General features: G+C 70.5%; 23 protein-coding genes and 1 pseudogene. 21 read left to right on the top strand and 3 right to left on the bottom strand.

Annotated features, from left to right (window positions below; all coding sequences use genetic code 11):
• The first annotated feature begins 74 nt into the window (after positions 1-74).
• The 5 genes from ACP4E5_RS12450 to ACP4E5_RS12430 all read left to right on the top strand — a co-directional run bounded on the left by ACP4E5_RS12450 (position 75) and on the right by ACP4E5_RS12430 (position 6,576).
• The gene (locus ACP4E5_RS12450; RefSeq protein ID WP_425827971.1) at positions 75-1,265 is read left to right on the top strand and encodes a cytochrome P450 family protein; all 1,191 of its coding nucleotides are present in this window, start codon (positions 75-77) and stop codon (positions 1,263-1,265) included.
• Positions 1,266-1,447: 182 nt separating this feature from the next.
• On the top strand, positions 1,448-2,287 hold the full coding sequence (locus ACP4E5_RS12445) for an IclR family transcriptional regulator (protein ID WP_425827969.1): 840 nt from the start codon (positions 1,448-1,450) through the stop codon (positions 2,285-2,287).
• A 148-nt stretch (positions 2,288-2,435) separates the two neighbouring features.
• Positions 2,436-4,112, top strand: coding sequence for an OPT/YSL family transporter (locus ACP4E5_RS12440; RefSeq protein ID WP_425827967.1), 1,677 nt, complete (start codon positions 2,436-2,438; stop codon positions 4,110-4,112).
• A gap of 68 nt (positions 4,113-4,180) precedes the next feature.
• Complete coding sequence (locus tag ACP4E5_RS12435; protein WP_425827965.1) at positions 4,181-5,248, top strand: 2,5-dihydroxypyridine 5,6-dioxygenase NicX family protein; 1,068 nt, start codon at positions 4,181-4,183, stop codon at positions 5,246-5,248.
• Positions 5,249-5,310: 62 nt separating this feature from the next.
• A complete protein-coding gene (locus ACP4E5_RS12430) occupies positions 5,311-6,576 on the top strand; it encodes an alpha/beta fold hydrolase (protein WP_425827963.1) in 1,266 nt (421 codons plus the stop codon).
• 8 nt (positions 6,577-6,584) lie between these two features.
• Here the strand turns inward: ACP4E5_RS12430 and ACP4E5_RS12425 are convergent, their stop codons facing one another.
• Positions 6,585-7,589, bottom strand: coding sequence for a Gfo/Idh/MocA family protein (locus ACP4E5_RS12425; RefSeq protein ID WP_425827961.1), 1,005 nt, complete (start codon positions 7,587-7,589; stop codon positions 6,585-6,587).
• A gap of 179 nt (positions 7,590-7,768) precedes the next feature.
• On the opposite strand from ACP4E5_RS12425, the gene ACP4E5_RS12420 reads away from it, so the two are divergent.
• The 9 genes and pseudogenes from ACP4E5_RS12420 to ACP4E5_RS12380 all read left to right on the top strand — a co-directional run bounded on the left by ACP4E5_RS12420 (position 7,769) and on the right by ACP4E5_RS12380 (position 16,922).
• Positions 7,769-8,533, top strand: a complete 765-nt coding sequence (locus tag ACP4E5_RS12420; RefSeq protein ID WP_425827959.1) for a GntR family transcriptional regulator — start codon at positions 7,769-7,771, stop codon at positions 8,531-8,533.
• A gap of 128 nt (positions 8,534-8,661) precedes the next feature.
• Complete coding sequence (locus tag ACP4E5_RS12415) at positions 8,662-9,672, top strand: sugar ABC transporter substrate-binding protein (protein WP_425827957.1); 1,011 nt, start codon at positions 8,662-8,664, stop codon at positions 9,670-9,672.
• Between the two features lie 137 nt (positions 9,673-9,809).
• A complete protein-coding gene (locus tag ACP4E5_RS12410; protein ID WP_425827955.1) occupies positions 9,810-10,814 on the top strand; it encodes a sugar ABC transporter substrate-binding protein in 1,005 nt (334 codons plus the stop codon).
• Positions 10,811-11,860, top strand: a complete 1,050-nt coding sequence (locus ACP4E5_RS12405) for an ABC transporter permease (protein WP_425827953.1) — start codon at positions 10,811-10,813, stop codon at positions 11,858-11,860. The genes ACP4E5_RS12410 and ACP4E5_RS12405 overlap by 4 nt, the downstream gene beginning before the upstream one ends.
• Positions 11,857-12,718: pseudogene (locus ACP4E5_RS12400) on the top strand (ATP-binding cassette domain-containing protein). The gene ACP4E5_RS12405 and the pseudogene ACP4E5_RS12400 overlap by 4 nt, the downstream one beginning before the upstream one ends.
• 266 nt (positions 12,719-12,984) lie before the next feature.
• Positions 12,985-14,148: an ROK family glucokinase gene (locus ACP4E5_RS12395; RefSeq protein WP_425827951.1), complete on the top strand. Its 1,164-nt coding sequence runs from the start codon at positions 12,985-12,987 to the stop codon at positions 14,146-14,148.
• Between the two features lie 39 nt (positions 14,149-14,187).
• On the top strand, positions 14,188-14,769 hold the full coding sequence (locus ACP4E5_RS12390) for a sugar kinase (protein ID WP_425827949.1): 582 nt from the start codon (positions 14,188-14,190) through the stop codon (positions 14,767-14,769).
• 153 nt (positions 14,770-14,922) lie between these two features.
• Complete coding sequence (pcaDC, locus tag ACP4E5_RS12385; RefSeq protein ID WP_425827947.1) at positions 14,923-16,218, top strand: bifunctional 3-oxoadipate enol-lactonase/4-carboxymuconolactone decarboxylase PcaDC; 1,296 nt, start codon at positions 14,923-14,925, stop codon at positions 16,216-16,218.
• A gap of 68 nt (positions 16,219-16,286) precedes the next feature.
• On the top strand, positions 16,287-16,922 hold the full coding sequence (locus tag ACP4E5_RS12380; protein ID WP_425827945.1) for an MBL fold metallo-hydrolase: 636 nt from the start codon (positions 16,287-16,289) through the stop codon (positions 16,920-16,922).
• A gap of 12 nt (positions 16,923-16,934) precedes the next feature.
• Here ACP4E5_RS12380 and ACP4E5_RS12375 read toward each other — a convergent pair whose 3' ends face one another.
• Positions 16,935-17,510 carry a hydrolase gene (locus tag ACP4E5_RS12375; protein ID WP_425827943.1) on the bottom strand — a complete coding sequence of 192 codons (576 nt, stop codon included), beginning with the start codon at positions 17,508-17,510 and terminating at the stop codon, positions 16,935-16,937.
• Between the two features lie 97 nt (positions 17,511-17,607).
• Between ACP4E5_RS12375 and ACP4E5_RS12370 the strand changes: the two genes are divergently transcribed.
• Together ACP4E5_RS12370 and ACP4E5_RS12365 are read left to right on the top strand one after the other, a co-directional pair.
• The gene (locus ACP4E5_RS12370) at positions 17,608-18,387 is read left to right on the top strand and encodes an exodeoxyribonuclease III (RefSeq protein ID WP_425827941.1); all 780 of its coding nucleotides are present in this window, start codon (positions 17,608-17,610) and stop codon (positions 18,385-18,387) included.
• A 62-nt stretch (positions 18,388-18,449) separates the two neighbouring features.
• Positions 18,450-19,121: a class I SAM-dependent methyltransferase gene (locus ACP4E5_RS12365; protein ID WP_425827939.1), complete on the top strand. Its 672-nt coding sequence runs from the start codon at positions 18,450-18,452 to the stop codon at positions 19,119-19,121.
• Here ACP4E5_RS12365 and ACP4E5_RS12360 read toward each other — a convergent pair.
• Positions 19,111-20,925 carry an SGNH/GDSL hydrolase family protein gene (locus tag ACP4E5_RS12360; protein WP_425827937.1) on the bottom strand — a complete coding sequence of 605 codons (1,815 nt, stop codon included), beginning with the start codon at positions 20,923-20,925 and terminating at the stop codon, positions 19,111-19,113. The genes ACP4E5_RS12365 and ACP4E5_RS12360 overlap by 11 nt on opposite strands.
• Positions 20,926-21,069: 144 nt before the next feature.
• On the opposite strand from ACP4E5_RS12360, the gene ACP4E5_RS12355 reads away from it, so the two are divergent.
• The 5 genes from ACP4E5_RS12355 to ACP4E5_RS12335 all read left to right on the top strand — a co-directional run bounded on the left by ACP4E5_RS12355 (position 21,070) and on the right by ACP4E5_RS12335 (position 24,869).
• The gene (locus ACP4E5_RS12355) at positions 21,070-21,519 is read left to right on the top strand and encodes a DUF6278 family protein (RefSeq protein ID WP_425827935.1); all 450 of its coding nucleotides are present in this window, start codon (positions 21,070-21,072) and stop codon (positions 21,517-21,519) included.
• A gap of 146 nt (positions 21,520-21,665) precedes the next feature.
• Positions 21,666-22,409: an amino acid ABC transporter ATP-binding protein gene (locus ACP4E5_RS12350; protein WP_425827933.1), complete on the top strand. Its 744-nt coding sequence runs from the start codon at positions 21,666-21,668 to the stop codon at positions 22,407-22,409.
• Between the two features lie 20 nt (positions 22,410-22,429).
• Positions 22,430-23,341 (top strand): glutamate ABC transporter substrate-binding protein, encoded by a 912-nt coding sequence (locus ACP4E5_RS12345; protein ID WP_425827931.1) that lies wholly within the window; start codon positions 22,430-22,432, stop codon positions 23,339-23,341.
• 11 nt (positions 23,342-23,352) lie between these two features.
• Entirely contained in the window at positions 23,353-23,997 is a 645-nt protein-coding gene (locus tag ACP4E5_RS12340; RefSeq protein WP_425827929.1) for an amino acid ABC transporter permease, read from the top strand.
• Positions 23,998-24,002: 5 nt separating this feature from the next.
• Positions 24,003-24,869, top strand: coding sequence for an amino acid ABC transporter permease (locus ACP4E5_RS12335; RefSeq protein ID WP_425841242.1), 867 nt, complete (start codon positions 24,003-24,005; stop codon positions 24,867-24,869).
• Positions 24,870-24,979: the final 110 nt, after the last annotated feature.

The raw sequence follows: 24,979 nt of genomic DNA, 5'->3' as shown, positions 1-24,979 counted from the left end.
CGTACGACGGACGCCGCGAGTTGAACCGCCGGAGGCAAGGTCACCCGATACCCCCGGGACGGAAGGGCAACGCCATGACCCGCAGCACCGACATCATCGACCTGGCGGAACTCGCGGGCGGCGCGCACCACTTCCACGCCGACCCGTACCCCGTCTACGACCGACTGCGCGCGGACGGCCCCGTCCACCACGTCCGCACACCCGGCCCCGGCCCCACCGAGGACCTCTACCTGATCGTCGGCCACGAGGCCGCCCGCGCCGCGTTCACCGACCCCCGCCTGGTCAAGAGCCCACCGTGGGGCATCGAGAACGACATGATGGGCCTGCACCTCCTCTTCGCGGACCCGCCGGAGCACGGCCGCCTGCGCTCCCTGGTCACCCGGGAGTTCACCCCGCGCCGGGTCGCGGCGCTCGCCCCGCGCATCCAGAAGCTCACGGACGAGTTGCTCGACGACATGGTGCCGCACGGCAGCGCCGACCTGATCGGAGCCCTCGCCTTCCCGCTGCCCTTCGCGGTGATCTGCGAGCTGCTCGGCGTCCCCGACATCGACCGCGAGCGGTTCCGCCGCATGTCGACGCAGGTCGTGGCGCCGACCAGCGAGGAGGAGGCGTACGAGTCACATGTCGAACTGGTCGGCTTCCTCGACGAGTTGATCGCGGACAAGGGCCGCGCCGCCCCCGCGGACGACCTGCTGAGCGCGCTGATCCGGACCACGGCGGAGGACGGCGACCGCCTCTCGCCCAGCGAACTGCGCGCCATGGCCTTCCTGCTGCTCGTCGCGGGCCACGAGACCACGGTCAACCTGATCGGGAACGGCGTCAGGGCCCTGCTCCGCCACCCGGACCAACTCGAGGCCCTGCGCGCCGACATGACCCTCCTGGACGGCGCCGTGGAGGAGATGCTGCGCTACGACGGCCCGGTCGAGACGGCCACGCACCGCTTCGCGGCGGAGCCGGTGGACATCGACGGCACGGTGATCCCGGCGGGCGCACCGGTACTCATCGGCATCGCCACGGCGAGCCACGACCCGCACCGCTTCGCGGAACCCGACCGCTTCGACATCCGCCGCGACGCCCGCGGCCACATGGCCTTCGGCCACGGCATCCACTTCTGCCTGGGCGCCCCGCTCGCCCGCCTGGAGGGACGGATAGCCGTCCGCTCCCTCCTGGAACGCTGCCCGGACCTGACCCTCACGGAAACCCCGGACACCTGGTTGCCCGGCATGCTCATCCGCGGCACCCGAAGCCTGCCGGTCCACTGGTAACCACGCCCACCGCCATCCCGGTGCTCCAACCCGGCCCTAGTCCTCAATCGTCCTCAATCGTCCAAGGGCGAGTCGAAGAACACCCTTGACACCCCCGCCTCCCCGATCCCATAGTTCTCGCCCCTGAGCGCAACGACGTTGCGCTCAGCGCACCGAGCAAGGGTACGGAGAGGAGCGAGGCGATGGCCGAGGAGAACGGCACGACCTCCGGCGACACCGGTGACACCGCACCCGGGGGCGACCCCGTCGATGCGGACGTCCTCGCCCCACCGCAGCCCGGGGTCCTTCAGGGCGCCGACCGTGCCCTGCTGGTCCTGCTGTCCTTCACCGAACGCCGCCCCGAGTGGGGCGTCAGCGAGATGGCCCGCAGACACGGCTGGGACAAGGCGGTCGCCCAGCGGCTGCTCACCACTCTCGCCTCCCGTTCCTTCCTCACCTGCGACACCACCACGCGCCGCTACCGGCTCGGCCCGGCCGTCTCCCGACTCGCACGCGCCGGTGAGCACAGCGGGGTGCTGCCCTCCCTGGTCCGTCCGATCCTCGCGGGGCTGCTGCGCGAGACCGGCGAGAGCGTCGTCCTGAACGTGCCGCAGGGCGCCGGCTACCGCTGCGCCGCGGCCGTCGACGGCACCGGGCCCGTCCGCTACACGGCGATCATCGGGGCCGTCATGCCCGGTCACGCCGGCGCTTCCGGGCACGCGATCTTCGCCCACTACCCCGAGGCGGAGCTGCGCCGGCTTTTCGGAGCCACCCCGCTCCAGCGCTTCAACGGCCACACCGTCACCGATCTCGACACCCTCCTGGCCCTGTACGCCGACGTACGCGCACAGGGCCACAGCGTCAGCCACGGCGAGTACGACGAGGCCGTCGCCGCCGTGGCCGCCCCGGTGTTCCAGGCCGGCACCGTCGCCGCCTCGCTCACCGTCATCGGACCCGCCCACCGCATCACCCGCGCCACCGACCGCATCACCGAGCTCGTCAAGGCGGGAGCCGAGGAGGCCACCGTCGCCTTCGGTTCCTGACCGCCGCCGACCCCGCCGACGGCCCGACCGCCACCCCACGACAGCACTCGTACGACGCGCCCGCACCCGTCGTACGCGGCTCGCCGTTGCCTGCCCACAACCGTCCTGCCCCTTCGAGGGACGGGCCCACCCGCCAAGAGGTGACCCCGTGTCGCACCACAGCTCGCCCGCCGCCACCGCCCCGCCGCCACCGAGCGGGCCGGGGCAGGGCGCATCGCCGGCCGGCGCCGGCCACCCGCGCGTCCGCGAGCCCATCGTGTTCGTCGTCCTCGCCGTGCTCTCCGTCGTCGGCGCCGTCATCGGCGCGGACCTCGTCGCGAAACTTGGCATCTCCGCGAACACCTCGGTCGTCGGCGCCCTGATCGCCATGCTGATCGGCCGCATCCCCCTCGCGGGACTGCGCTCGATGCGCTCCGTGCACCGGCAGAACCTCGCCCAGAGCGCGATCTCCGCCGCCACCTTCGCCTCCGCCAACGCCCTGCTCACCTCCATCGCGGTGCCCTACGTCTTCGGGCGCGAGGACCTGGTCTGGCCGATGCTCATCGGTTCCTTCGTGGGGCTGCTCATCGACACCTGGGTGCTGTACCGGTCCTTCGGTTCGAGGCTGCTGCCCGCCGACGGGGCCTGGCCGCCGGGCACCGCCGCCGCGGAGACCATCAAGGCCGGCGACAAGGGCGGAAAGCGCGCCCTCGTACTCGGCGCGGGCACCGTCGTCGGCGTCGTGGGCACCCTCTTCAGCCTTCCGCTGTCCGCCGCCGGCGTCGCCTTCCTCGGCAACGTATGGGCCCTGCTCATGTTCGGAGTGGGCCTCGGCCTGCGGGAGTTCAGCCCCGACCTGTTCCACACCGACCTCGGCGTGGGCTACGTGCCGCACGGCGTGATGGTCGGCGCGGGCATCGTCGCGCTCGGCCAGGCCGTCGTGATGCTGGTGCGCCGCCGTTCGGCGGCCGAGCCCGCGCCCACGGACACACCCGCCGACGCCCCGGCCGACCCCACCATCGCCCACACCGTCGACGAGACGCAGCTGCGCCGCTCCCTCGTGCGCGGCTACGCCCTCTTCGTGGCGGGCGCCGTGCTGCTCGCCGTGCTCGGCGGGCTGATCGGGGACATGAGCCCGCTCGGCATCGCCGGCTGGGTCCTGTTCGCCGCGTTCGCCGCCCTCGTGCACGAGCTGATCGTCGGGCTCGCCGCCATGCAGTCCGGCTGGTTCCCTTCCTTCGCCGTCACCCTGATCTTCCTCGTCTTCGGGCTGCTCATCGGCATCCCGTCCGTCCCGCTCGCCCTCCTCGTCGGCTACGTCTCCGCCACCGGTCCCGCCTTCGCCGACATGGGCTACGACCTCAAGGCGGGCTGGCTGCTGCGCCGCGACCACCAGCCCTGGGACCCGTACGAACGCGAGGGCCGCCGGGAACAGTTCCGTGCCGCGCTCATCGGCTTCGGCGCCGCCCTCGTCGTCGTGGCCGTGCTCTGGCAGTCGTACTTCAAGCAGGGCCTGATCCCACCCGTCGCCAAGGTCTACGCCGACACCGTCAAGAACGGCCTGGGCGAGCCCGGGGTGCTGCGCACGCTGCTGATCTGGGCGATTCCCGGCGGCCTCATCCAGCTCATCGGCGGCACAAAGCGGCAGATGGGCGTGATGCTCGCGACCGGCCTGCTGATCCTCACCCCGCACGCCTGCTGGATGGTGCTCGCCGCCCTCGCGGTCCGCGTCGGCTATCGCAAGTGGCGCGGCCCGCGCGCCGACGAGGAGCTGAACCTGGTCGGCGCCGGACTCATCGCGGGCAGCTCCCTGGGCGACTCCGCCCAGATCATCAAGGCGGGCTGACCACCGGAATCTCCCGCCCCCCCAAGCCACCTCTCGTACAAGCACCACCGCAAGGAGAAGGATTCACCATGGAGATGTTCAGCCGCCTCGAGCCCCGCGCCGAGTACCTGAGCTACGAACTCGCCCTCGCCGCGCGCAAGTTGGTCGAGCAGGTCATGCTCGTCAAGCCCGGTGAGCACGTCGTGCTCACCGGCGACACCAGCAGTGACCGGCGCGTCGTCGACGCGACCGCGCAGGCCGTCGCCGCCGCCGGCGCGCACCCCGTCGTCGTCTGGTCCGAGACCATGCCCAGCTCCTCCATGGAGCCGCCGCGCCCCGTGGCGGGCGCCATCGCGGACGCCGACGTATGGATCGAGTTCGCCGTCTCCTACGTGATGCACTCCGACGCCTTCCGCCGCGCGATGGCGAACGGCTGCCGGTACACGAATCTGACCGCCATGGACGTGCACATGCTCGTCGCGACGGTCGGCCGCCCCGACTTCCAGGGCGTCATCAAGCTCGGCAAGGCGCTCGTCCGGCTCCTGGAGCAGGCCGACGAGGTGCGCATCACCTCCGCGAACGGCACCGACATCACGGGCCGCAACGGCGACCGCCCGATCAACCTGCGCGGCAAGCCCGCCGAGAAGCCCGGCGAGACCGTCATGCTCTCCGGCCAGATCTCCTGGAACCCGCTCGAAGAGACCCAGGACGGCGTCCTCGTCTTCGACGGCGCCCTGTGGCCGCCGGACCAGCTGGGCCTGCTGCGCAACCCGGTGCGCTGCACCGTCGAGAAGGGTGTCGTCACGAAGATCGACGGCGAGGGCCAGGACGCGGAGATCTTCCGCCGCTGGATGGAGTCCTGGGACGACCCGAACATGTTCCGCGTCGCCCACTGGTCGCTCGGCTTCAACCCGGGCGTGCCCGCGCCGACCGGCCGCATCGTCGAGGACGAGCGCGTCTTCGGCTGCGTGGAGCTCGGCATCGGCACGAAGGGCGCGTGGATCGGGGGCGAGCCGTGGGTCTCCGCCGCGCACACGGACGGTTCGATCCTCGGCCCGTCCATCTACCTCGACGGTGAGTGCGTCGAGAAGGACGGGGTGTACGTCCACCCCGAACTGGTAGAGATCTGCCGGGAGTTGGGCGTGGCCGGGTACTGATTCGCCGCACCGGGGTGGCGGTTTCGGCCGCCACCCGCCCTACCCCAGGAGTCGATCCGACCATGACCACCTACCGCCACAGCGGACTCGTCTGCACCGACCACACCCTCGACGTCCCGCTCGACCACGCCCGCCCCGACGGCCCCCGCGTCTCCGTCTTCGCCCGCGAAGTCGTCGCCGAGGACATGGAGGGGCGCGAACTGCCCCGTCTGCTCTGGCTCCAGGGCGGACCCGGCGGCCGGGCCGAGCGCCCCAACGCTTCCGGCGCCTGGCTGCGCCGCGCCCTGAAGGAGTACCGCGTGGTCCTCCTCGACCAGCGCGGCACGGGCCGCTCCACCCCCGCCGACCGCACCACGCTCGCCGGACACCCGGACCCCGCCGCGTACCTCACGCACTTCCGCGCCGACTCCATCGTGCGCGACGCGGAACTGCTCCGCCGCCACCTCCAGGGCGACCGACCCTGGACGGTGCTGGGCCAGAGCTTCGGCGGATTCAGCACCCTGACCTATCTGAGCCTCGCCCCCGAGGGCCTCGACCGGGCCCTGATCACCGGCGGCCTCCCCACCCTCACCGGCCACGCGGACGATGTCTACCGCGCGGCCTACCGGCGCACGATCGAAGCCAACTCCCGCTACTTCACGCGCTATCCGGGGGACCGCGCGGTCGCCGAACGGGTCGCGGAGCACCTCGCGAAGCACGACGTGCGCATGCCGTCGGGGGAGCGTCTCTCGGTGCGCCGTTTCCAGACCCTCGGCATCACCTTCGGCACCTCCTCCGCATGCGACTCGCTGCACTATCTGCTGGAGTGCGCCTTCGTGGCCGGGGCGACGGGCCCCGCCCTGTCGGACCCGTTCCTGCGCGGCGTCGACGCGGTCGTCTCGCTCGCGCCGCGGCCCCTCTACGCCGTCCTGCACGAAGCGATCTACGCCCAGGGCGGCCGCGCCACCGACTGGTCGGCGCACCGGATCCGGGCGGAGTTCCCGGAGTTCGACGCGGAAGGCACGGGGCCGCTGCACTTCACCGGCGAGATGATGTACCCGTGGATGTTCGACGAGGACCCGGCGCTCGTCCCGCTCAAGGCCACGGCCGACGCGCTCGCTCACCGCACGGACTGGCCCGCGCTCTACGACCTCGACCGGCTCGCGGCCAACGAGGTCCCGGTGGCCGCAGCCGTCTACCGCGACGACATGTTCGTCGACCGTGAACAGTCCCTCCAGACCGCCTCCTCGGTGCGCGGCCTGCGCCCCTGGGTCTCCGAGCGGCATCTGCACGACGGCGTCAAGGCGGACCCGGCGGTCCTGGACCGCCTCCTCGCGATGACGTCATAGCCCGCGGATCAGCCCCCGGCGATCTCCTCCATCCGCACCACCCGCCGCTCTCCCCGCGACACCTCGCAGGCTTCCGCGACGCGCAGTGCCCGCAGGGCCTCGCGGCCGTCGCAGGGGTTGGTGCGCTCGCCGCGGACGACGTCCACGAATGCCTTCAGTTCGGCCTCGTACGCGGGGGCGAAGCGTTCCAGGAAGCCGGGCCACGGCTTCGGGGCGGCGCGGGGGCCCTCCGGTTCCGTGGAGGCGATGGGGGTCCGGTCGTCGAGGCCGACGACGACCGTGTCGTGTTCGCCGGAGAGCTCCATGCGTACGTCGTAGCCCGCGCCGTTGCACCGCGTCGAGGTGGCCGTGGCCAGGGTTCCGTCGTCGAGGGTGAGGAGCGCCGCCGCGGTGTCCACGTCCCCCGCCTCCCGGAACATGGCGGGCCCGGCGTCGGACCCGGTCGCGTACACCTCGACGACCTCGCGACCGGTCACCCACCGCAGCATGTCGAAGTCGTGGATCAGGCAGTCCCGGTAGAGCCCGCCGGACAGCGGGAGGTACGCGGCCGGTGGCGGCGCCGGGTCGGAGGTCATCGCCCGCACCGTGTGCACCCGGCCGAGCCTCCCCTCCCGCACGGCCGCCCGCGCCGCCGTGTACCCGGCGTCGAAGCGGCGCTGGAACCCGAGTTGGAGCACCGTGCCCGCCGCCTCGACCTCCGCGAGCGCGGCCAGCGTCCCCGGCAGGTCGAGCGCGATCGGCTTCTCGCAGAAGACCGGGAGCCCCGCCCGCGCCGCCCGCCCGATCAGCTCGGCGTGCGCCGCGGTCGCCGCGGTGATCACGAGCGCGTCCACGCCCCACGTGAAGATCTCGTCGACGCTCGGCGCGGCCGTCGCCCCGATCCGGTCCGCCAGCGCGACCGCCCGCGCGGGCTCCGCGTCGGTGACGACCAGCGAGCCGACCTCCCGGTACCGCTCCAGTACGCCCGCGTGAAAAGTGCCGATGCGGCCCGTTCCGATGAGTCCGATGCGCATGGCATCCAACGGTGACGGGCCTCCGGGTGGGTGTCAATCGTTTGTCCTGACAAAGCCCGTGTCTGTCACGTCGCGGGGGCTCCGCCCAGGACCCCGCGCCTCGATCGCCGGCGGGGCTCGATCCACTTGTCCTGACAACCGGACTTCCCGTCAACATCTCCCACCGATAGCCTCGCCCCGTGGCCAAACCCCTAGCTGACCCGACCGTCGACCTCGGCCTCAGCGTCGATCGCAGCAGCCCGGTGCCGCTGTACTTCCAGCTGTCCCAGCAGCTGGAGGCCGCGATCGAGCGCGGCGCCCTGACCCCCGGCAGCCTCCTCGGCAACGAGATCGAGCTGGCGGGCCGCCTCGGCCTGTCCCGGCCCACCGTCCGCCAGGCCATCCAGTCCCTCGTCGACAAGGGGCTGCTCGTGCGCCGCCGCGGCGTCGGCACCCAGGTGGTGCACAGCCAGGTCAAGCGCCCCCTCGAACTGTCCAGCCTGTACGACGACCTGGAGGCGGCCGGCCAGCGCCCCGAGACCCGGGTCATCGCCAACACCCTGGTGCCCGCTCCCGCGGAGGCGGCCGCCGCGCTCGGCGTCGGCGAGGGCGAGGAGGTGCACCGCGTCGAGCGGCTGCGGCTCGCGCACGGCGAACCGGTCGCGTACCTCTGCAACCACCTGCCCACGGGACTGCTCGCGCTCGACGACGAGCGGCTCGTGGCGAGCGGCCTGTACCGCCTGATGCGGGCCGCCGGCATCACCCTGCACAGCGCCCGCCAATCCGTCGGTGCCCGCGCCGCCACCGCCGCCGAGGCCGAGCGGCTCGGCGAGCGGGAGGGCGCGCCGCTGCTCACCATGCAGCGCACGACGTACGACGACACGGGCCGCGCGGTCGAGTTCGGCTCGCACACGTACCGGGCCTCGCGCTACTCCTTCGAGTTCCAACTCCTCGTACGTTCCTGAGAGTTGTGGGAACCGTGGGCGGCACGTGCGCGGTCAGAATGTTCTGACAAATGCATTGACCCTGCGGTGGGACCCCGCTACAAACACCTCCAGCCGCACCGGGCGGCCGGAGGAGAGGTGGCTCCACCATGCTCACGACCCGCAAAGCCCGCACGGCCGCAGGTGGCATAGCCGTCGTAGCCGTACTCGCGCTCGCCGCAGGATGCAGCGGCTCGGGCGGCAAGGACTCGGAGGACAAGGCCGACGGCGGCGGAGGCGGCGGCAAGGCCGTCAACACGCCCCGCATGAAGATCGCGATGGTGTCGCACTCGGGCGAGGGCGACACCTTCTGGGACATCGTGCGCAAGGGCGCCCAGCAGGCCGCCGACAAGGACAACGTCCAGTTCCTCTACTCCAACGACAAGGAGGCCAAGGGGCAGGCCGAGCTGGTGCAGGCCGCGATCGACAAGAAGGTCGACGGGATCGTCGTCACGCTGGCCAAGCCGCAGGCCATGGAGCCCGTGCTCGCGAAGGCGAAGGCCGCGGGCATCCCGGTCGTCTCGATCAACTCCGGCTCGCAGTTCTCGGCGAAGTTCGGCGCGCTCAGCCACATCGGCCAGGAGGAGGGCGTGGCCGGCGAGGCGGTCGGCACGAAACTCAGCGAAGAGGGCCGCAAGAAGACCCTGTGCGTCATCCACGAGCAGGGCAACGTCTCCCTGGAGCAGCGCTGCGACGGCGTCCGCAAGACCTTCAAGGGCAGCGTCGAGAACCTCAACGTGGAGGGCACCAACGCCCCCTCCGCCCAGTCGTCCATCGAGGCGAAGCTCCAGGCGGACAAGGACATCGACGCGGTCGTCGCGCTCGGCGCCCCCATCGCGGCGCTCGCCGTGAAGGCCAAGGACGACGCGGGCAGCAAGGCGGAGATCTCCACGTTCGACCTGAACGCCGAGGTCGTACGCCGCCTCAAGGCGAAGGAGGTCGCCTTCGCCGTCGACCAGCAGCCGTATCTACAGGGCTATCTGGCGGTGGACGAACTGTGGCTCTACAAGACGAACGCGAACGTGCTCGGCGGCGGCAAGCCGGTCTTCACAGGCCCGGCGATCGTCACCGAGAAGGATGTGCCGCGACTGGAGAAGTACACCGCGCGCGGTACCCGGTGAATGGATGCATGATCCCCGTGACCCATACTTGTGCGTTTGGGACCGGAATGTGGTCCTCATGGACCGGTTCACGGTCCGCCGGGGTCGGCCCGCCGATCCCGGTCGATGACGCAGCAGACCAAGAAGGGCACGGCCTCGTGGCACGGTTTCGGACCTGGGTGAGCATCGCTGTGGCGGGAGCCCTGGGCCTCTCGCTCGCCGGATGCAGCAGCACCGGCGGCAAGCGGGCGGAGGACGCCAGGAAGTCCCAGACCGCGCAAGGCAGGGCGGCGGTCGACACACCCCGCTGGACGTTCGCGATGATCACCCATTCGGGCGATGGCGACACCTTCTGGGACATCGTCCAGAACGGCGCGAAGCAGGCGGCCGTCAAGGACAACATCAACTTCCTCTACTCGCACGACGAGGAGGCGAACCAGCAGGCGCAGCTCGTCGACGCGGCCATCGACAAGAAGGTCGACGGAATCATCGTCACGCTCGCCAAGCCGGACGCGATGAAGTCCGCCCTGGCCCGCGCCGAGAAGGCCGGCATCCCGGTCATCACCGTGAACTCGGGCTCCGAGATCTACAAGAAGTACGGCGCGATCACACACATCGGCCAGGACGAGACCATCGCCGGCGAGGCCGTCGGCAAGGAGCTCAACAAGCGCGGCAAGAAGAAGGCGCTGTGCGTCCTGCACGAGCAGGGCAACGTCGGTCACGAGCAGCGCTGCGCGGGCGCCAAGAAGACCTTCGACGGGAAGATGACGAACCTGTACGTCGAGGGCACCAACATGCCCGACGTGCAGTCCTCCATCGAGGCCAAGCTGCAGTCCGACAAGTCCATCGACTCGGTCGTCACGCTGGGCGCCCCGTTCGCCGCCACCGCCGTGAAGGCCAAGGAGGACGCGGGCAGCAAGGCGGAGATCGACACGTTCGACCTCAACGACAAGGTCGCCCAGGAGCTCAAGGACGGCAGCCTCGGCTTCGCCGTCGACCAGCAGCCCTACCTCCAGGGCTACGAGGCCGTGGACCTGCTGTGGCTCTACCGGTACAACGCCAATGTGCTCGGCGGCGGACGGCCCGTCCTCACCGGTCCCGAGATCGTCACCAAGGACCAGGCCGCCAAGCTGCAGGAGTACGCGAAGCGGGGGACGCGATGAGCACGACGACTCCAACGAGCACGGGCGACGTCGACGAGCGGCTCGTCAAGGCCTCGCCCTGGAAGAAGCTCCTCGGCCGCCCCGAACTGGGCTCGGTCATCGGCGCCGTCGCCGTCTTCATCTTCTTCGTGATCTTCGCGGACAGCTTCCTGCGGGCGACCAGCCTCGCGACGGTCCTGTACGCGTCCTCGACCCTCGGCATCATGGCCGTGCCCGTGGCACTGTTGATGATCGGCGGCGAGTTCGACCTGTCGGCGGGCGTCATGGTGACGTCCTCGGCGCTGATCTCGTCGATGTTCAGCTACCAGATGACGGCGAACACCTGGGTGGGCGTCGGCGTCTCGCTCCTGGTGACGCTCGCCATCGGCGTCTTCAACGGCGTCATGCTGACCCGCACGAAACTCCCCAGCTTCATCATCACGCTCGGCACGTTCCTGATGCTGACGGGCATGAACCTGGGCTTCACGAAGCTCATCAGCGGCACCGTGTCGACGAAGTCGATCTCCGACATGCAGGGCTTCGACTCGGCCAAGTCCGTCTTCGCCTCCACGTTCACCATCGGCGGCGTCGACTTCAAGATCACGATCATCTGGTGGCTCGCCCTCGTACTGGTGGCCACCTGGATCCTGCTCCGCACCCGCGTCGGCAACTGGATCTTCGCGGTCGGCGGTGACCTCGCCTCGGCCCGCGCGGTGGGCGTCCCGGTCAACAAGACGAAGATCGGCCTCTACATGGGCGTCGCGTTCGGCGCCTGGATCTCCGGCCAGCACCTGCTCTTCTCCTTCGACGTCGTGCAGTCCGGCGAGGGCGTCGGCAACGAGCTGATCTACATCGTCGCGGCCGTCATCGGCGGCTGCCTGATCACCGGCGGCTACGGCTCCGCGGTCGGCGCGGCCATCGGCGCGCTGATCTTCGGCATGACCAGCAAGGGCATCGTGTTCGCCGAGTGGAACTCGGACTGGTTCAAGTTCTTCCTCGGGGCGATGCTGCTCCTCGCGACCCTGCTCAACGCGTGGGTCCGCAAGCGCGCGGAGGCGAGCAAATGACGACTGGCGAGCAGATGACGACCAAGGACACGACGCCCGCACCGCTCGTCGAGCTCGACGGCGTCAGCAAGTTCTACGGCAACATCCGCGCCCTCGACGACGTCTCGCTCGTCGTCAACGCGGGCGAGATCTCCTGCGTCCTCGGCGACAACGGCGCCGGCAAGTCGACCCTCATCAAGATCATCGCGGGGCTGCACCAGCACGACGGCGGCCGGTTCGCGATCGAGGGTGAGGAGACCCGTTCTGAGCAACCCGCGCGACGCCCTGAACCGGGGCATCGCCACGGTCTACCAGGACCTCGCCGTGGTCCCGCTCATGCCGGTGTGGCGCAACTTCTTCCTCGGCTCCGAGCCCACGAAGGGGACGGGCCCCTTCAAGCGCCTCGACGTCGAGCTCATGCGGCGGACGACGCACGAGGAACTGGCCCGTATGGGCATCGACCTGCGCGACGTCGACCAGCCGATCGGCACGCTGTCCGGCGGCGAGCGCCAGTGCGTCGCGATCGCCCGCGCCGTCTACTTCGGCGCGAAGGTCCTCGTCCTCGACGAGCCGACGGCGGCGCTCGGCGTCAAGCAGTCCGGTGTCGTCCTGAAGTACGTCGCGGCGGCACGTGACGCGGGCCTCGGCGTGGTTCTGATCACGCACAACCCGCACCACGCGTACCTCGTGGGGGACCGGTTCGTGCTGCTCAAGCGCGGCGCGATGTTCGGCAGCCACTTGCGCGACGACATCACGCTGGACGAGCTGACGCGGCAGATGGCGGGCGGCACGGAACTGGACGACCTCCGTCATGAGCTGGAGCGGGCGCCGGTGCCTACGCATCTTGGCGGGCATACGGCTGACGGGGCCGAGAAGTAGGGGCCTCCCCGACGCGCCCGCGTGTGCGTGTTTTCGGCTGTCCCGGGCGGCTGTGCGTTGCGCCGTTGGTCACCTTTGCGCAGTTCCCCGCGCCCCTTTCAGGGGCGCGGGGAACTGCGCGAGCGGGTGCCGGGCGGCTGTAACGCGCGGCACCGTCCAGGCAAGGTGCAGCGCCGGCGGCCTGGCCGCACCGGGCTGGGCCCCACCCCGGCGTGGCGTAAAACCCGGTATGCGGCGGAGCCGATTCGTGAGGCAGAATCGCCGCAATGAGCACCTACCGCGACCTCGCACACCGTGGCAGCGCACGGGCCACCGTTCTCCGGACGGTCGGCACCCGCGAGCGCCGCTCGCACACGACGGCCCCGCGCGTTCCCACCGTCGGCATCGACATCGGTGGCACGAAGGTGATGGCCGGTGTCGTCGACGCGGACGGCACCATCCTGGAGACGCTCCGTACGGAGACCCCGGACAAGTCCAAGAGCCCCAAGGTCGTCGAGGACACGATCACGGAGCTGGTGCTCGACCTCTCCGACCGGCACGACGTGCACGCGGTCGGCATCGGCGCGGCCGGCTGGGTCGACGCGGACCGCAACCGCGTCCTGTTCGCCCCCCACCTGTCGTGGCGCAACGAACCCCTGAGGGACCGCCTCGCCGGCCGCCTCGCGGTCCCCGTACTCGTCGACAACGACGCCAACACCGCCGCCTGGGCGGAGTGGCGGTTCGGCGCGGGGCGCGGCGAGGACCACCTGGTGATGATCACGCTCGGCACGGGGATCGGCGGCGCGATCCTGGAGGACGGCCAGGTCAAGCGCGGAAAGTTCGGCGTCGCCGGCGAGTTCGGCCACATGCAGGTCGTCCCCGGAGGGCACCGCTGCCCGTGCGGCAACCGCGGCTGCTGGGAGCAGTACAGCTCCGGCAACGCCCTGGTCCGCGAGGCCCGCGAGCTCGCGGCGGCCGACTCCCCGGTCGCGTACAACATCATCGAGCGGGTCCAGGGCCACATCCCCGACATCACAGGACCGCTCATCACGCAGCTGGCCCGCGAGGGCGACGCCATGTGCGTCGAGCTGTTGCAGGACATCGGCCAGTGGCTGGGCGTCGGCATAGCGAACCTCGCCGCGGCCCTCGACCCGTCGTGCTTCGTCATCGGCGGCGGCGTGTCGGCCGCCGACGACCTGCTGATCGCCCCCGCGCGGGACGCGTTCAAGCGCCAGCTCACCGGCCGCGGCTACCGCCCCGAGGCCCGCATCGCCCGCGCCCAGCTCGGTCCCGAGGCCGGCATGGTCGGCGCCGCGGACCTCGCCCGGCTCGTCGCCCGCCGCTTCCGCCGCGCCAAGCGCCGCCGCGTGGAGCGCCACGAGCGGTACGAGCGGTACGCCCGCACCCGCAGCACGACCGGCCCGTCCGTGGACAGCACGGACCAGGCATAGCCGATGCCAGGGACCGAGACAGTGACAGGAAAACCAGCCATGACCGTGCCCCGCCAGCCCCCGTCCGCGGACGAAGCGCCGCGACCGGCCGAGGACCGCGGCCATGTGATCCGACGGCGCGTCCTCACGCTCCTGACGATCGTGCTGCTCATCGGCATCCCCGCCGGCTACCTGGTGATCTCCGCCGGCCAGAGCCGGGACAGCGGCAAGGACAAGGAGGCGAAGTACTCGGCGACCGGCCTCACCGTCGGCTGGCCGTCCAAGGTGCAGCGCCGCCTCTACCAGATCCCGGTCCCCTCGTACTCGCGCAACGTCGCCTACTACGAGACGAACAACTACAAGGTGAGCCGCCTCTACGCGCAGTTCCTCACCAGCAACAAGGGCCTCGACCAGTTCCTGGAGGAGGTCGACGCCGGCTACACGGTCGGCGACCTGGCCACCGGCGACATCGCGATCAGCGACCGCGACCAGAAGATCGCGGGCTGGGACTTCACGGGCCCGGGCCCCTGGTACGGCCTCACCCACAAGCAGAAGGACCCGTCGCCGACCCAGACCATCGTGGTGAACCGCTCCAACCCGGACCACCCCATGGTGTACGTGGTGTCGATGACGCACCCGTGATCCGCCCCCCGGATCCCTGACCGGCGCCCGGGACGCTCGCTCTTCACGTCACCCCCACTCCGGGTCCACACCAGGAACCCGGAGTGAACACCTCACGTCCATTGTGGGGACCCGCCACCAGATCGCTCAGGCGCACTGGCTAGCGTGGAGGGTGTGAGTGACACGAAGACCCCGCGCCTGCAGTACCGGTTCGACGGCCGTGACGACGACACCGCCCCGGTGCTCATCCTCGGCCCGTCGCTCGGCACGACGTGGCACATGTGGGACCGCCAGGTGCCCGAGCTGGCCCAGCACTGGCGGGTGTTCCGCTTCGACCTGCCGGGACACGGCGGTTCGCCCGCGCACCCGGCGGGCTCCGTCGAGGCGCTCGCGGAGCGGCTGCTCGCCACGCTCGACGACCTCGGCATCCAGCGCTTCGGCTACGCGGGCTGCTCACTCGGCGGCGCGATCGGCGCGGAGCTGGCCCTGCGCCACCCGGAGCGCGTCGCGTCGCTCGCCCTGATCGCGGCCTCGCCGCGGTTCGGCACGGCCGACGAGTTCCGCCAGCGTGGCGTCATCGTGCGCAGCAACGGCCTCGACCCCATCGCCCGTACGGCCCCCGAGCGCTGGTTCATGCACGGCTTCGCCACCGCGCAGCCCGCGATCACGGACTGGGCCGTGCAGATGGTCCGCACGACGGACCCGGGCTGCTACATCGCCTCGTGCGAGGCGCTCGCCGCCTTCGACGTCCGCGAGGAGCTGGGCGACATCGGCGTGCCGACGCTCGTCCTCGTCGGCTCTGAGGACCAGGTCACGGGCCCCGCCGAGGCCCGCACGCTGGTCGCCGGCATACCGGACGCCCGGCTCGCCGTCGTGCCCGGCGCCTCCCACCTGGCCCCGGTCGAACAGCCGGCCGCCGTCACCGACCTCCTCGTACGGCACTTCACCTCGGCCTGGCCCGCCGCGCACGAGACCGGGCAGACCGCCATCCAGGCCGCCCCGGTCAAGCCGGTCCTCGCGCCGCCGCCCCCGTCGGCCCCGCCGCGCGCGGAGATAGCGGCCGCGCAGCAGCCGGAGGCCGCGACCCGGCCCGACCCGCACGACGCGGGCCTCAAGACGCGCCGCGAGGTGCTCGGCGACGCCCACGTGGACCGGGCCCTGTCCACGGCCGACGACTTCTCCGGTGACTTCCAGGAGTTCCTCACCCGCTACGCGTGGGGCGAGATCTGGTCCCGTCCCGGGCTCGACCGGCGCACGCGCTCCTCGGTGACCCTGGCGACGCTGGTCGCGGGCGGCCACCTCGACGAGCTGGTGTTCCACACGCGCGCGGCCCTGCGCAACGGCCTCACCGCCGCGGAGATCAAGGAGATCCTGCTCCAGACCGCCGTCTACTGCGGCGTACCGGCCGCGAACGCGGCGTTCAAGGTGGCGCAGCAGGTGATCCGCGAGGAGACCACGCCTCAGGAGTGAGGCGGGATGTGAAGCGGCGCGTGGACCGGGGCGTGAAACAGGGCGCCGACGGGCGCAGGATGGGACGTATGAAGCTGACGAAGAAGACCCACGCCTGCGTCCGGCTCCAGAAGGACGGCCAGACGCTCGTCATCGACCCGGGCGGGTTCTCCGAGGAGGACGCGGCCGTCGGCGCCGACGCGATCCTCGTGACGCACGAGCACCCCGACCACTTCAACGAGGACCGGCTGCGCGCCGGGATGGAGGCCAACCCCGGCGCGCACATCTGGACCCTGAAGTCGGTCGCGGAGCAGATCTCGGCGGCGTTCCCCGGCCGCGTCCACACGGTGGGCCACGGCGACACGTTCACGGCCGCCGGGTTCGACGTCCAGGCGCACGGCGAGCTGCACGCCGTGATCCACCCGGACATCCCGCGCATCACGAACGTCGGCTATCTCGTCGACGGCGGCACGGTCTTCCACCCCGGCGACGCCCTCACCGTTCCCGACCAGCCGGTCGAGACGCTGATGCTGCCCGTCATGGCGCCCTGGAACAAGATCGCCGAAGTGATCGAGTACGTACGCGAGGTCAAGCCGCGCCGCGCGTACGACATCCACGACGCGCTGCTCACGGACCTCGCGCGGCCGATCTACGACAACCAGATCGGCTCGCTCGGCGGTGCCGAGCACCTGCGCCTCACCCCTGGTGGCTCGGCGCAGGTCTGAGCTGCTTGCGGGCTACTTCTTAAGAAGCTCGAGAACTTCGTCGGTGGAGCCGATCTCCGCGATGCGCGGGAAGATCTTGCCGAAGCTGTGCTCGTGGGACTCGGCGTCCGTGTCGGTCGTCGCGTCGTCGACCAGCACCAGGTGGTAGCTCTGCTCCCACGCGGAGCGGGCGGTCGACTCGACGCCGATGGACGTCGAGATGCCGCAGAGCACGATCTGCGTGACGCCGCGGCGGCGCAGCTGGAGGTCGAGCTCGGTGCCGGTGAAGGCGCCCCAGTGCCGCTTGGTGATGACGATGTCGTCGCCGAGCGGGCCGAGCTCGTCGGGGAACTCGGAGAACGCGGGCGGCGGCGCCTGCGTCATGGCGCCCGCGGCGGCGCGGCCCGTCGGGAGGTCGCCGCCGTCCTGCGACCAGGCGACCTTCACGCGCACGACCGGCAGGCCCTTGGCGCGGAAGGCCTCGGCGAGCTTGGCCCCGTTCTTGAGGACGTCGGCGGAGGGGTGCACGGTCGGCAGGCCGAGGATGCCGTTCTGGAGGTCGATGAGGACGAGGGCGGGGCGCTCGTCGAGAGGGGTGTTGATCGTCATGTTCGGCAGGCTAACTGTTTAACAGAAAAACTTGCAAGATTGCCTGTCGATCCTGGGCGCGGCGCCGCTGTCAGTGCCGCCCGGTAGGTTGTGGGACATGCGCATTGCTACCTGGAACGTGAACTCGATCACCGCGCGGCTGCCGCGCCTCCTTGCCTGGCTGGAGAGCAGCGGCACGGACGTGCTGTGCATCCAGGAGACCAAGTGCTCGGCGGAGCAGTTCCCCGCGGACGAGCTGCGTGAGCTGGGCTACGAGTCGGCGGTGAACGCGAACGGCAGGTGGAACGGGGTGGCGCTGCTCTCCCGCGTCGGCCTGGAGGACGTGGTCAAGGGCGTACCCGGGGATCCTGGTTACGACGGGGTGGAGGAGCCCCGCGCCGTCTCGGCGACCTGCGGCCCGGTCCGCGTCTGGTCGGTGTACGTGCCGAACGGGCGGGAGGTCGACCACGCGCACTACGCGTACAAGCTCCAGTGGTTCGAGGCCCTGAAGGCGGCGGTCGCGGGCGACGCGGCGGGCTCGCGCCCCTTCGCGGTGATGGGCGACTACAACGTGGCACCGACGGACGACGACGTCTGGGACATCTCCCTCTTCGAAGGCGCCACGCACGTGACCCCGGCCGAGCGTGCGGCACTCACGGCGCTGCGCGAGACGGGCCTGACCGATGTCGTGCCGCGCCCCCTCAAGTACGACCACCCCTTCACGTACTGGGACTACCGCGCCCTCGGCTTCCCGAAGAACAAGGGCATGCGCATCGACCTGGTCTACGGGAACGAGCCGTTCGCCAAGTCCGTCTCCGACGCCTACGTGGACCGCGAGGAGCGCAAGGGCAAGGGGGCGTCCGACCACGCTCCGGTCGTGGTCGACCTGGACGTCTGAGCCTCCCGCTCCCCGCGGTCGTCGGCATCGATTGTCAGTGGCGGGCGCTAGCGTCTGCGCCCGTGACGGATCTGACGACGTACCTGAACTCGACCCAACTGGCCTACGACACCGCCGCCGGCGCCTACGCCGAGATCGTGCCCCCGCTCTTCCCGCAGGACCTGTACGCGCACGCGGTGTTCGGCGTCTTCGCCGAGCGCGTCAGGCGGGCGGGCGCCGGGCCCGTGGCCGACCTCGGCTGCGGGCCCGGGCATGTGACGGCCCATCTGGCGTCCCTCGGGCTCTCCGCGTTCGGCATCGACCTTTCGCCGAAGACGGTCGCCGAGGCACGTCGCGCCCACCCCGGACTGCGGTTCGAGGAGGGCACCATGACCGCCCTCGACCTGGCCGACGGCTCGCTCGGCGGCGTCGTCGCTTGGTACTCGACGGTGCACACGCCGCCGGAGCTGCTGCCGACGGTGTTCGCCGAGTTCCACCGCGTCCTCACCCCCGGCGGCTACCTGCTGCTCGGCTACAAGGTGGGCGACCTGCTGCGCCACCTGGACCACGCCTACGGCCACGACCTCTCGCTCGACGTCTACTGGCTGGACCCTGAGCACGTCGCAGGGCTCGTGGAGCAGGCCGGCCTCCCGGTGGAGGCGCGGCTGCTCCGCGAGCCCGAGGACTACGAGCGGGCGACCCAGGGGCGCCAGGGCATCCTGATCGCCCGGAAGCCGGTCGACGCTACGGCCTGAGCACGTTCAGGTCGATCGAGTCGGCCAGCGCCTTCAGGCCCGGGTCACCGGGGTGCAGATGGTCCCCGCTGTCGTAGGCGGGGAGCATCCGCGCCGGGTGGGCCGGGTCCCGTACGACGGCGTCGAAGTCGAGGAAGCCGTCGAAGCCCGAACCGGCGTCGCGCACAAAGGAGTTGATGGCCTCCCGCTGCGCGTCGGCGGCCGGCGTGCACAGGGCCTCGCCCTCGCACGGGGTGATGGTCGCCCCGATCACCTTGAGGCCCCGCGCGTGCGCCCGCGCCACGATCTCGCGGAGCCCCGCCTCGACCTCCTCGGCACTCGCACCCCAGCGCACGTCGTTCACGCCCTGGAAGACGACGACCGTCTTCGCCGAGGTCTGCGCGAACACGTCGCGGTCGAGCCGGTGCAGCGCGCTGACGCCGCCCGTGTCGGTGGAGAGCCCGTCACCGGGGTAGCGGTCGGCGACGACCCGGTTCGCGGAGATGCCCTCGTTCAGCACCCCGTAGTGCGGCACCTTCGACTGGGCGAGGAGCCGCGTGGCGAGCACGTTCGGCCAGCGGTGGTTCGCGTCCAGCGTCGATTTCACGCCATCCGTGATGGAGTCGCCGAGCAGCACGACGGAACCGGGGCCGCCACCCACGTCGACACCGGTGAGCAGCGGCCAGTACGAGATCGTCGAGCTGTACGAGGAGCCGTCCTCCTCCGTGGCGTGATCGCCCGCGGTGCTCACGTAGCTGCGCTGGATGGCCTGGCTGTGCACGGGCGCCGCGGTGACCGGCTCCGGCAGATGGAAGCTCACGAGGAGGTTGGCGCTCTCCGGCACGTCGAAGTCCACCGGGTCACTGAACGCCTGCCCACCGGCCGGGAGTTGGGTGCCGGAGGAGCCCTTGAACGTCAGCGGCACCGGCTTCCCGCGCGCCGCGGCCCCCGCCCCCTGCACCGCCACCGACGCGCTCCCGATCCGCACCGGAGTCGCGGCGAAGGTGTTCTCCATGCGGATGCGGACCCTCGGCCCGCCCGTGCTCGTGTGCACGACGAGCCGGATCGTGCGGTCCGCCCACGGCCCCACCGCGGTGTACCCGGCGGGCGAGGCCGACCAGCTGCCCGTCCACCCGGACGTCGCCGCGCGCACGGACATGCCGAAGACGTGCAGCGCCCCGCCGCTCGCCCGCGGCAGGTCGACGGAGGAGATCTGACGGCCCTCGCGCACCGGCACGGTCACCGCGTACAGCCGTGTCTTCTCGGCGACTTGGCCGTACGGCGTGTTCCGGTGCGGCAGCGCCACCGACTTCGTGGCGAGCGGCCCGGTGCGCCAGTCCGGCGCGCTGAGCGAGTACGTCGACCGGGAGCCGTCCGCGTACCGGACGACGCCGGATCCTGCCGCGTCCCCGCCGGTCCCCGCGACCAGGAAGGCGAGCGCGTCCCCGCGCCCGCTCACCCGCACGGACTGCCCGTTCGCCCGGACGTTGTCGGGCCCGGCCCCCGCCGTCCTCGGCCAGGTGAGCCGGGCCCGGTCGACCTCCATCGCGCGGCCGGGGGTCCAGCCGGCCGCGCCGAGGTCCTGCGCGGACAGGGAGCTGCCCGCACCGTCGAAGTCCGCTTCGCCGGGCGCCGTGTCGTCGCTGACGGCCCGGTTGTCGAAGAGCCGCTCCAGCGGGAGCGGCTTGGGTCTGGCCGGGGCGGCGTGGGCCGCGGCGACGGGGGTGACCCCCGCGCAGACGGCCAGGATGAACGCGGCTCCCCAAATGCGTCGGCGCAAAACCGACTCCCTCCGCTTGTGTGTCCGCCGTGGTGGTTGCGCCATGAAGCTAAGGACGGGGTGATGGCCCGTCAATGTGCCGCGAGGTAAACGGGGGAGAAACGCCGGTGTCCGGTTCCTGAACTCCACGCCGGACCGCCTCCGCGCGCCTGTGGTGCGGGCAGGTGCCCGGATGCCAATCTGGGCGATATGAAGATCCCTTTCGCGGCTAATTGGCGCAAGAAGCACGGTCCGGGCCACGGTGTCGCCGTCTTCCCGGTCGGCGACGACGGCGACGAGGCCGAGAGCGGCCTCGTCGAACTCCTCTCCGAATGTGAGCTGTTGCGCTCCCAGGCCGACGACGCGGGGGTCGAACTGGACGAGTCCGTGCGGTCGTTGGAGGCCCTCGACCAACTCGTGCCGCGCTGGCGCGAGGACGAGGACACGCTGCACTGGCTGGGCAACGACGCGGGTCTCTACCTCGGCTCGGTGATGGTGCGCCATGTGGTGGGCGCCAGTTGGGTGATCTGGGACAACGGTCAGCCGGTGGTGCGGCTCGCGTCGGGCCGCGAGATCGACGTCGTGGAGGCCGGGCACGAGTGGGCGGCGAGCGGCGCCCCGGAGCTCTCCCAGTTCTACGCGGAGGCCGCCGAGTCGTAGGACCTGCCCTGGGTCGGCGGGGGAGCGCCGCGTAGCTGAGCGTCAAATACGGTTAATGCCCATAAGTGCGTGTCGTCTGTTAAGTCCCATGTAAGCGTGGATAGTTTGCGCGGACCGACACAGCTGAAAGTGGGCAGGGACTGCCGATGGCCGTCGATCCGTTGATCGAGCTGCGAGACGTGAACAAGTACTACGGGGAGCTGCATGTCCTCCAGGACATCGACCTCACCGTCGGCAAGGGGGAGGTGGTGGTGGTCATCGGCCCCTCGGGGTCGGGCAAATCGACGCTCTGCCGGACGATCAACCGTCTGGAGACCATCGAGTCCGGAATGATCCGCCTCGACGGTCAGCCGCTCCCCGAGGAGGGGAAGGCGCTCGCGCAGCTGCGGGCCGAAGTCGGCATGGTCTTCCAGTCGTTCAACCTCTTCGCGCACAAGACGGTGCTCCAGAACGTCTCGCTGGCCCAGCTGAAGGTCAGGAAACGCAAGAAGGACGAGGCCGACAAGCGGTCCCGGGAACTCCTGGAGCGGGTCGGACTCGCCGCGCACGCCGACAAGTTCCCCGCGCAGCTCTCCGGCGGACAGCAGCAGCGCGTGGCCATCGCCCGCGCACTCGCCATGGACCCCAAGGCCCTCCTCTTCGACGAGCCGACCTCGGCCCTCGACCCGGAGATGATCAACGAGGTGCTCGAGGTCATGCAGCAACTCGCGCGCGACGGCATGACCATGGTCGTCGTCACCCACGAGATGGGCTTCGCGCGCACGGCCGCCGACCGCGTCGTCTTCATGGCGGACGGCAAGATCGTGGAGGACCGCAGCCCCGAGGAGTTCTTCACCGCCCCGGAGAGCGAGCGCGCCCGGGACTTCCTCTCCAAGATCCTGAAGCACTGACCGGGGGAGGGCACCACCACATGATCGCCAAGTCGCTACGGCTGCTCGCCGCCTTGGCCGTGACGGCCCTCGCCGCCACCGCCTGCGGAAAGGAGGGCAGCCCACCCGTCAAGGGACCATCCGCCGCCGAGCTCCCGCAGTACAAGATCGCCCAAGGGTTCACGCTGCCCGACTCCCCGACGTGGAAGAAGGCGGAGAGGCGCGGCCACTTCATCGTCGGCGCCAAGGAGGACCAGCCCTACCTCGGCGAGAAGAACCCCGCGGACGGCTCGTACTCGGGCTTCGACATCGAGATCGCCAAGATGGTCTCGGCCTCCCTCGGCCTCGACCCGAAGCGGATCCGCTTCAAGACCATCGCGTCGGCGAACCGCGAGACGGCGCTGCAGAACGGGCAGATCGACTACTACGTCGGCACGTACACCATCAACGACATGCGCAAGAAGCTCGTCGGCTTCGCGGGCCCGTACTACATGGCGGGACAGTCGCTGCTCGTGCGCACCGACGAGGAGGACATCAAGGGTCCTGGCGACCTCGCGGGCAAGCGGGTCTGCTCGGCCGCCGGCTCCACCCCGTACCAGCGCATCAAGGCCGACTATCCGAAGGCCGAGCTCGTCGCGTACGACACGTACTCGATCTGCGTCGACAACCTGCTGACCTACCAGGTCGACGCGGTCACCACCGACGACGCGATCCTGCTCGGCTACGCGGCGAAGGTGCCCGAGGAGATGAAGCTCGTCGGCAAGCCGTTCTCCGAGGAGCCGTACGGCATCGGGGTCCCGAAGAAGGACAACGCGCTGCGGTTCGCCATCAACGACGCCCTCGAGGCCCGCCAGAAGAACGGCGACTGGAAGAAGGCGTACGAGGCGACGCTCGGCCTGTCCGGCGAGCCGGCCCCGAAGCCGCCCGCCATCGACCGCTACCCGGCGAACTGAGGAGGCGTCCCATGAATGTCCTGACCGACAATCTCTCGCTGTACTGGAAAGGCTTCCTCGGCACCGTCGAACTCACCGTCTTCGCGTCGGTCCTGGCGCTGGTGCTCGGCTTCCTCATGGCCTCGTTCCGGGTCGCGCCCGTCGGATCCTTCCGGGCCTTCGGCACCGCGTGGGTCACCGTGCTGCGCAACACCCCGCTGACGCTGCTGTTCTTCGCGGTGCTGCTCGGCCTGCCGAGATTCGGGCTCGTGCTGCCCTTCACGGTCTTCGCGGTGCTCGCGCTCGGCTGCTACACCTCGGCGTTCATCTGCGAGGCGGTGCGCTCCGGCATCAACACGGTGCCCAAGGGGCAGGGCGAGGCGGCCCGCAGCCTCGGCATGACGTTCGGCCAGACGCTGACCCACGTCATCCTGCCGCAGGCCTTCCGGTCCGTGATCCCGCCGATCGGCTCCACGCTCATCGCGCTCGCCAAGAACTCCGCGATCGCGGGCGCCTTCAGCGTCGTCGAGCTGCTCGGCACCTACAAGACGCTCAGCGAGCTCGGCTACAACATCATCTGGACCTTCGTCTGGATCGCGATCGGATACCTGATCATCACGCTCGCCATCAGCGCCCTGTTCAACTTCCTCGAGAAGCGCTGGGGGTTCGCCCGATGAGCCGGATGAAAGCACTGCGGCACGACGCCACCGCCCTCTACGACATCCCGGGCCCGAAGACCGAACGCCGGCACAAGATGTACGGCGCCGTCTCGACGCTCATCGTGCTCGCCCTGGTCGGCTGGATCCTGTACCTCCTCTTCGACACCGACCAGTTCACGTACACGAAGTGGATGCCCTTCGAGTACACGGGCATCCAGAAGCTGCTCCTTCGCGGGCTCGGCAACACGCTCAAGGCCTTCGCCATGGCGGCCGTCCTGTCGCTCGTGCTCGGCACGGTCCTGGCCGTGGGGCGGCTCTCGGACCACAAGCCGGTGCGCTGGATCGCGACGCTGTTCGTCGAGTTCTTCCGCGCCATGCCGGTCCTGGTGATGATCTTCTTCATCTACGTGGCCCTGAAAATGGAGCCGCTGGCCGCGCTCGTCGCCGGCCTGACGCTCTACAACGGCTCCGTGCTCGCCGAGGTGTTCCGTTCGGGCATGAACTCGGTGGAGCGCGGACAGCGCGAGGCGGCGTACGCGCTGGGCATGCGCAAGACGCAGGTCATGACGCATGTGCTCGTCCCTCAGGCGGTGCGGGCCATGCTGCCCGCCATCATCAGCCAGTTGGTGGTGGCCCTGAAGGACACGTCGCTCGGGTATCTCATCACCTACGAGGAGTTCCTCCACGCCGGAAAACTGATCGCTTCCAACCTCGACTACGATTTGCCGTTCATCCCTGTGGTGATGGTGATCTCGCCGATCTACATCGGGATGTGCATGGTGCTGTCCTGGCTCGCCCAGTGGGTGGCCAAGCGCCAGCGGCGCAACCCCAAGACGGAGGCGGCCGATGTCGCCCCGGCCGAGCCAGGGACGCTGCTGCCAGGTACGTAAGTGCCGAAGCCAGGGAGAGCACGGCCCGTCCCCGCCCAGCGGCAGCCGGAGATCACTGCTCGCGTAGCCGAGGTTCGCAAGGATCGCGAAGTTCGTGAGGAGAAGGTCAG

Origin of the sequence: Streptomyces fractus (assembly GCF_049844455.1) — a bacterium.
GTDB lineage: Bacteria > Actinomycetota > Actinomycetes > Streptomycetales > Streptomycetaceae > Streptomyces > Streptomyces fractus.
The sequence above is the reverse complement of the archived record's forward strand: the minus strand, read 5'-3'. Positions and strand labels throughout refer to the sequence as shown.

Coding starts and splice junctions, on each gene's coding strand:
- ACP4E5_RS12375 (WP_425827943.1), bottom strand. CDS start 17,510: ATGACGATCAACACCCCTCTCGACGAGCGCCCCGCCCTCGTCCTCATC.
- ACP4E5_RS12340 (WP_425827929.1), top strand. CDS start 23,353: ATGAATGTCCTGACCGACAATCTCTCGCTGTACTGGAAAGGCTTCCTC.
- ACP4E5_RS12380 (WP_425827945.1), top strand. CDS start 16,287: ATGAAGCTGACGAAGAAGACCCACGCCTGCGTCCGGCTCCAGAAGGAC.
- ACP4E5_RS12445 (WP_425827969.1), top strand. CDS start 1,448: ATGGCCGAGGAGAACGGCACGACCTCCGGCGACACCGGTGACACCGCA.
- ACP4E5_RS12345 (WP_425827931.1), top strand. CDS start 22,430: ATGATCGCCAAGTCGCTACGGCTGCTCGCCGCCTTGGCCGTGACGGCC.
- ACP4E5_RS12395 (WP_425827951.1), top strand. CDS start 12,985: ATGAGCACCTACCGCGACCTCGCACACCGTGGCAGCGCACGGGCCACC.
- ACP4E5_RS12430 (WP_425827963.1), top strand. CDS start 5,311: ATGACCACCTACCGCCACAGCGGACTCGTCTGCACCGACCACACCCTC.
- ACP4E5_RS12370 (WP_425827941.1), top strand. CDS start 17,608: ATGCGCATTGCTACCTGGAACGTGAACTCGATCACCGCGCGGCTGCCG.
- ACP4E5_RS12360 (WP_425827937.1), bottom strand. CDS start 20,925: ATGGCGCAACCACCACGGCGGACACACAAGCGGAGGGAGTCGGTTTTG.
- ACP4E5_RS12450 (WP_425827971.1), top strand. CDS start 75: ATGACCCGCAGCACCGACATCATCGACCTGGCGGAACTCGCGGGCGGC.
- ACP4E5_RS12405 (WP_425827953.1), top strand. CDS start 10,811: ATGAGCACGACGACTCCAACGAGCACGGGCGACGTCGACGAGCGGCTC.
- ACP4E5_RS12390 (WP_425827949.1), top strand. CDS start 14,188: ATGACCGTGCCCCGCCAGCCCCCGTCCGCGGACGAAGCGCCGCGACCG.
- ACP4E5_RS12435 (WP_425827965.1), top strand. CDS start 4,181: ATGGAGATGTTCAGCCGCCTCGAGCCCCGCGCCGAGTACCTGAGCTAC.
- ACP4E5_RS12415 (WP_425827957.1), top strand. CDS start 8,662: ATGCTCACGACCCGCAAAGCCCGCACGGCCGCAGGTGGCATAGCCGTC.
- ACP4E5_RS12425 (WP_425827961.1), bottom strand. CDS start 7,589: ATGCGCATCGGACTCATCGGAACGGGCCGCATCGGCACTTTTCACGCG.
- ACP4E5_RS12335 (WP_425841242.1), top strand. CDS start 24,003: ATGAAAGCACTGCGGCACGACGCCACCGCCCTCTACGACATCCCGGGC.
- ACP4E5_RS12350 (WP_425827933.1), top strand. CDS start 21,666: ATGGCCGTCGATCCGTTGATCGAGCTGCGAGACGTGAACAAGTACTAC.
- ACP4E5_RS12355 (WP_425827935.1), top strand. CDS start 21,070: ATGAAGATCCCTTTCGCGGCTAATTGGCGCAAGAAGCACGGTCCGGGC.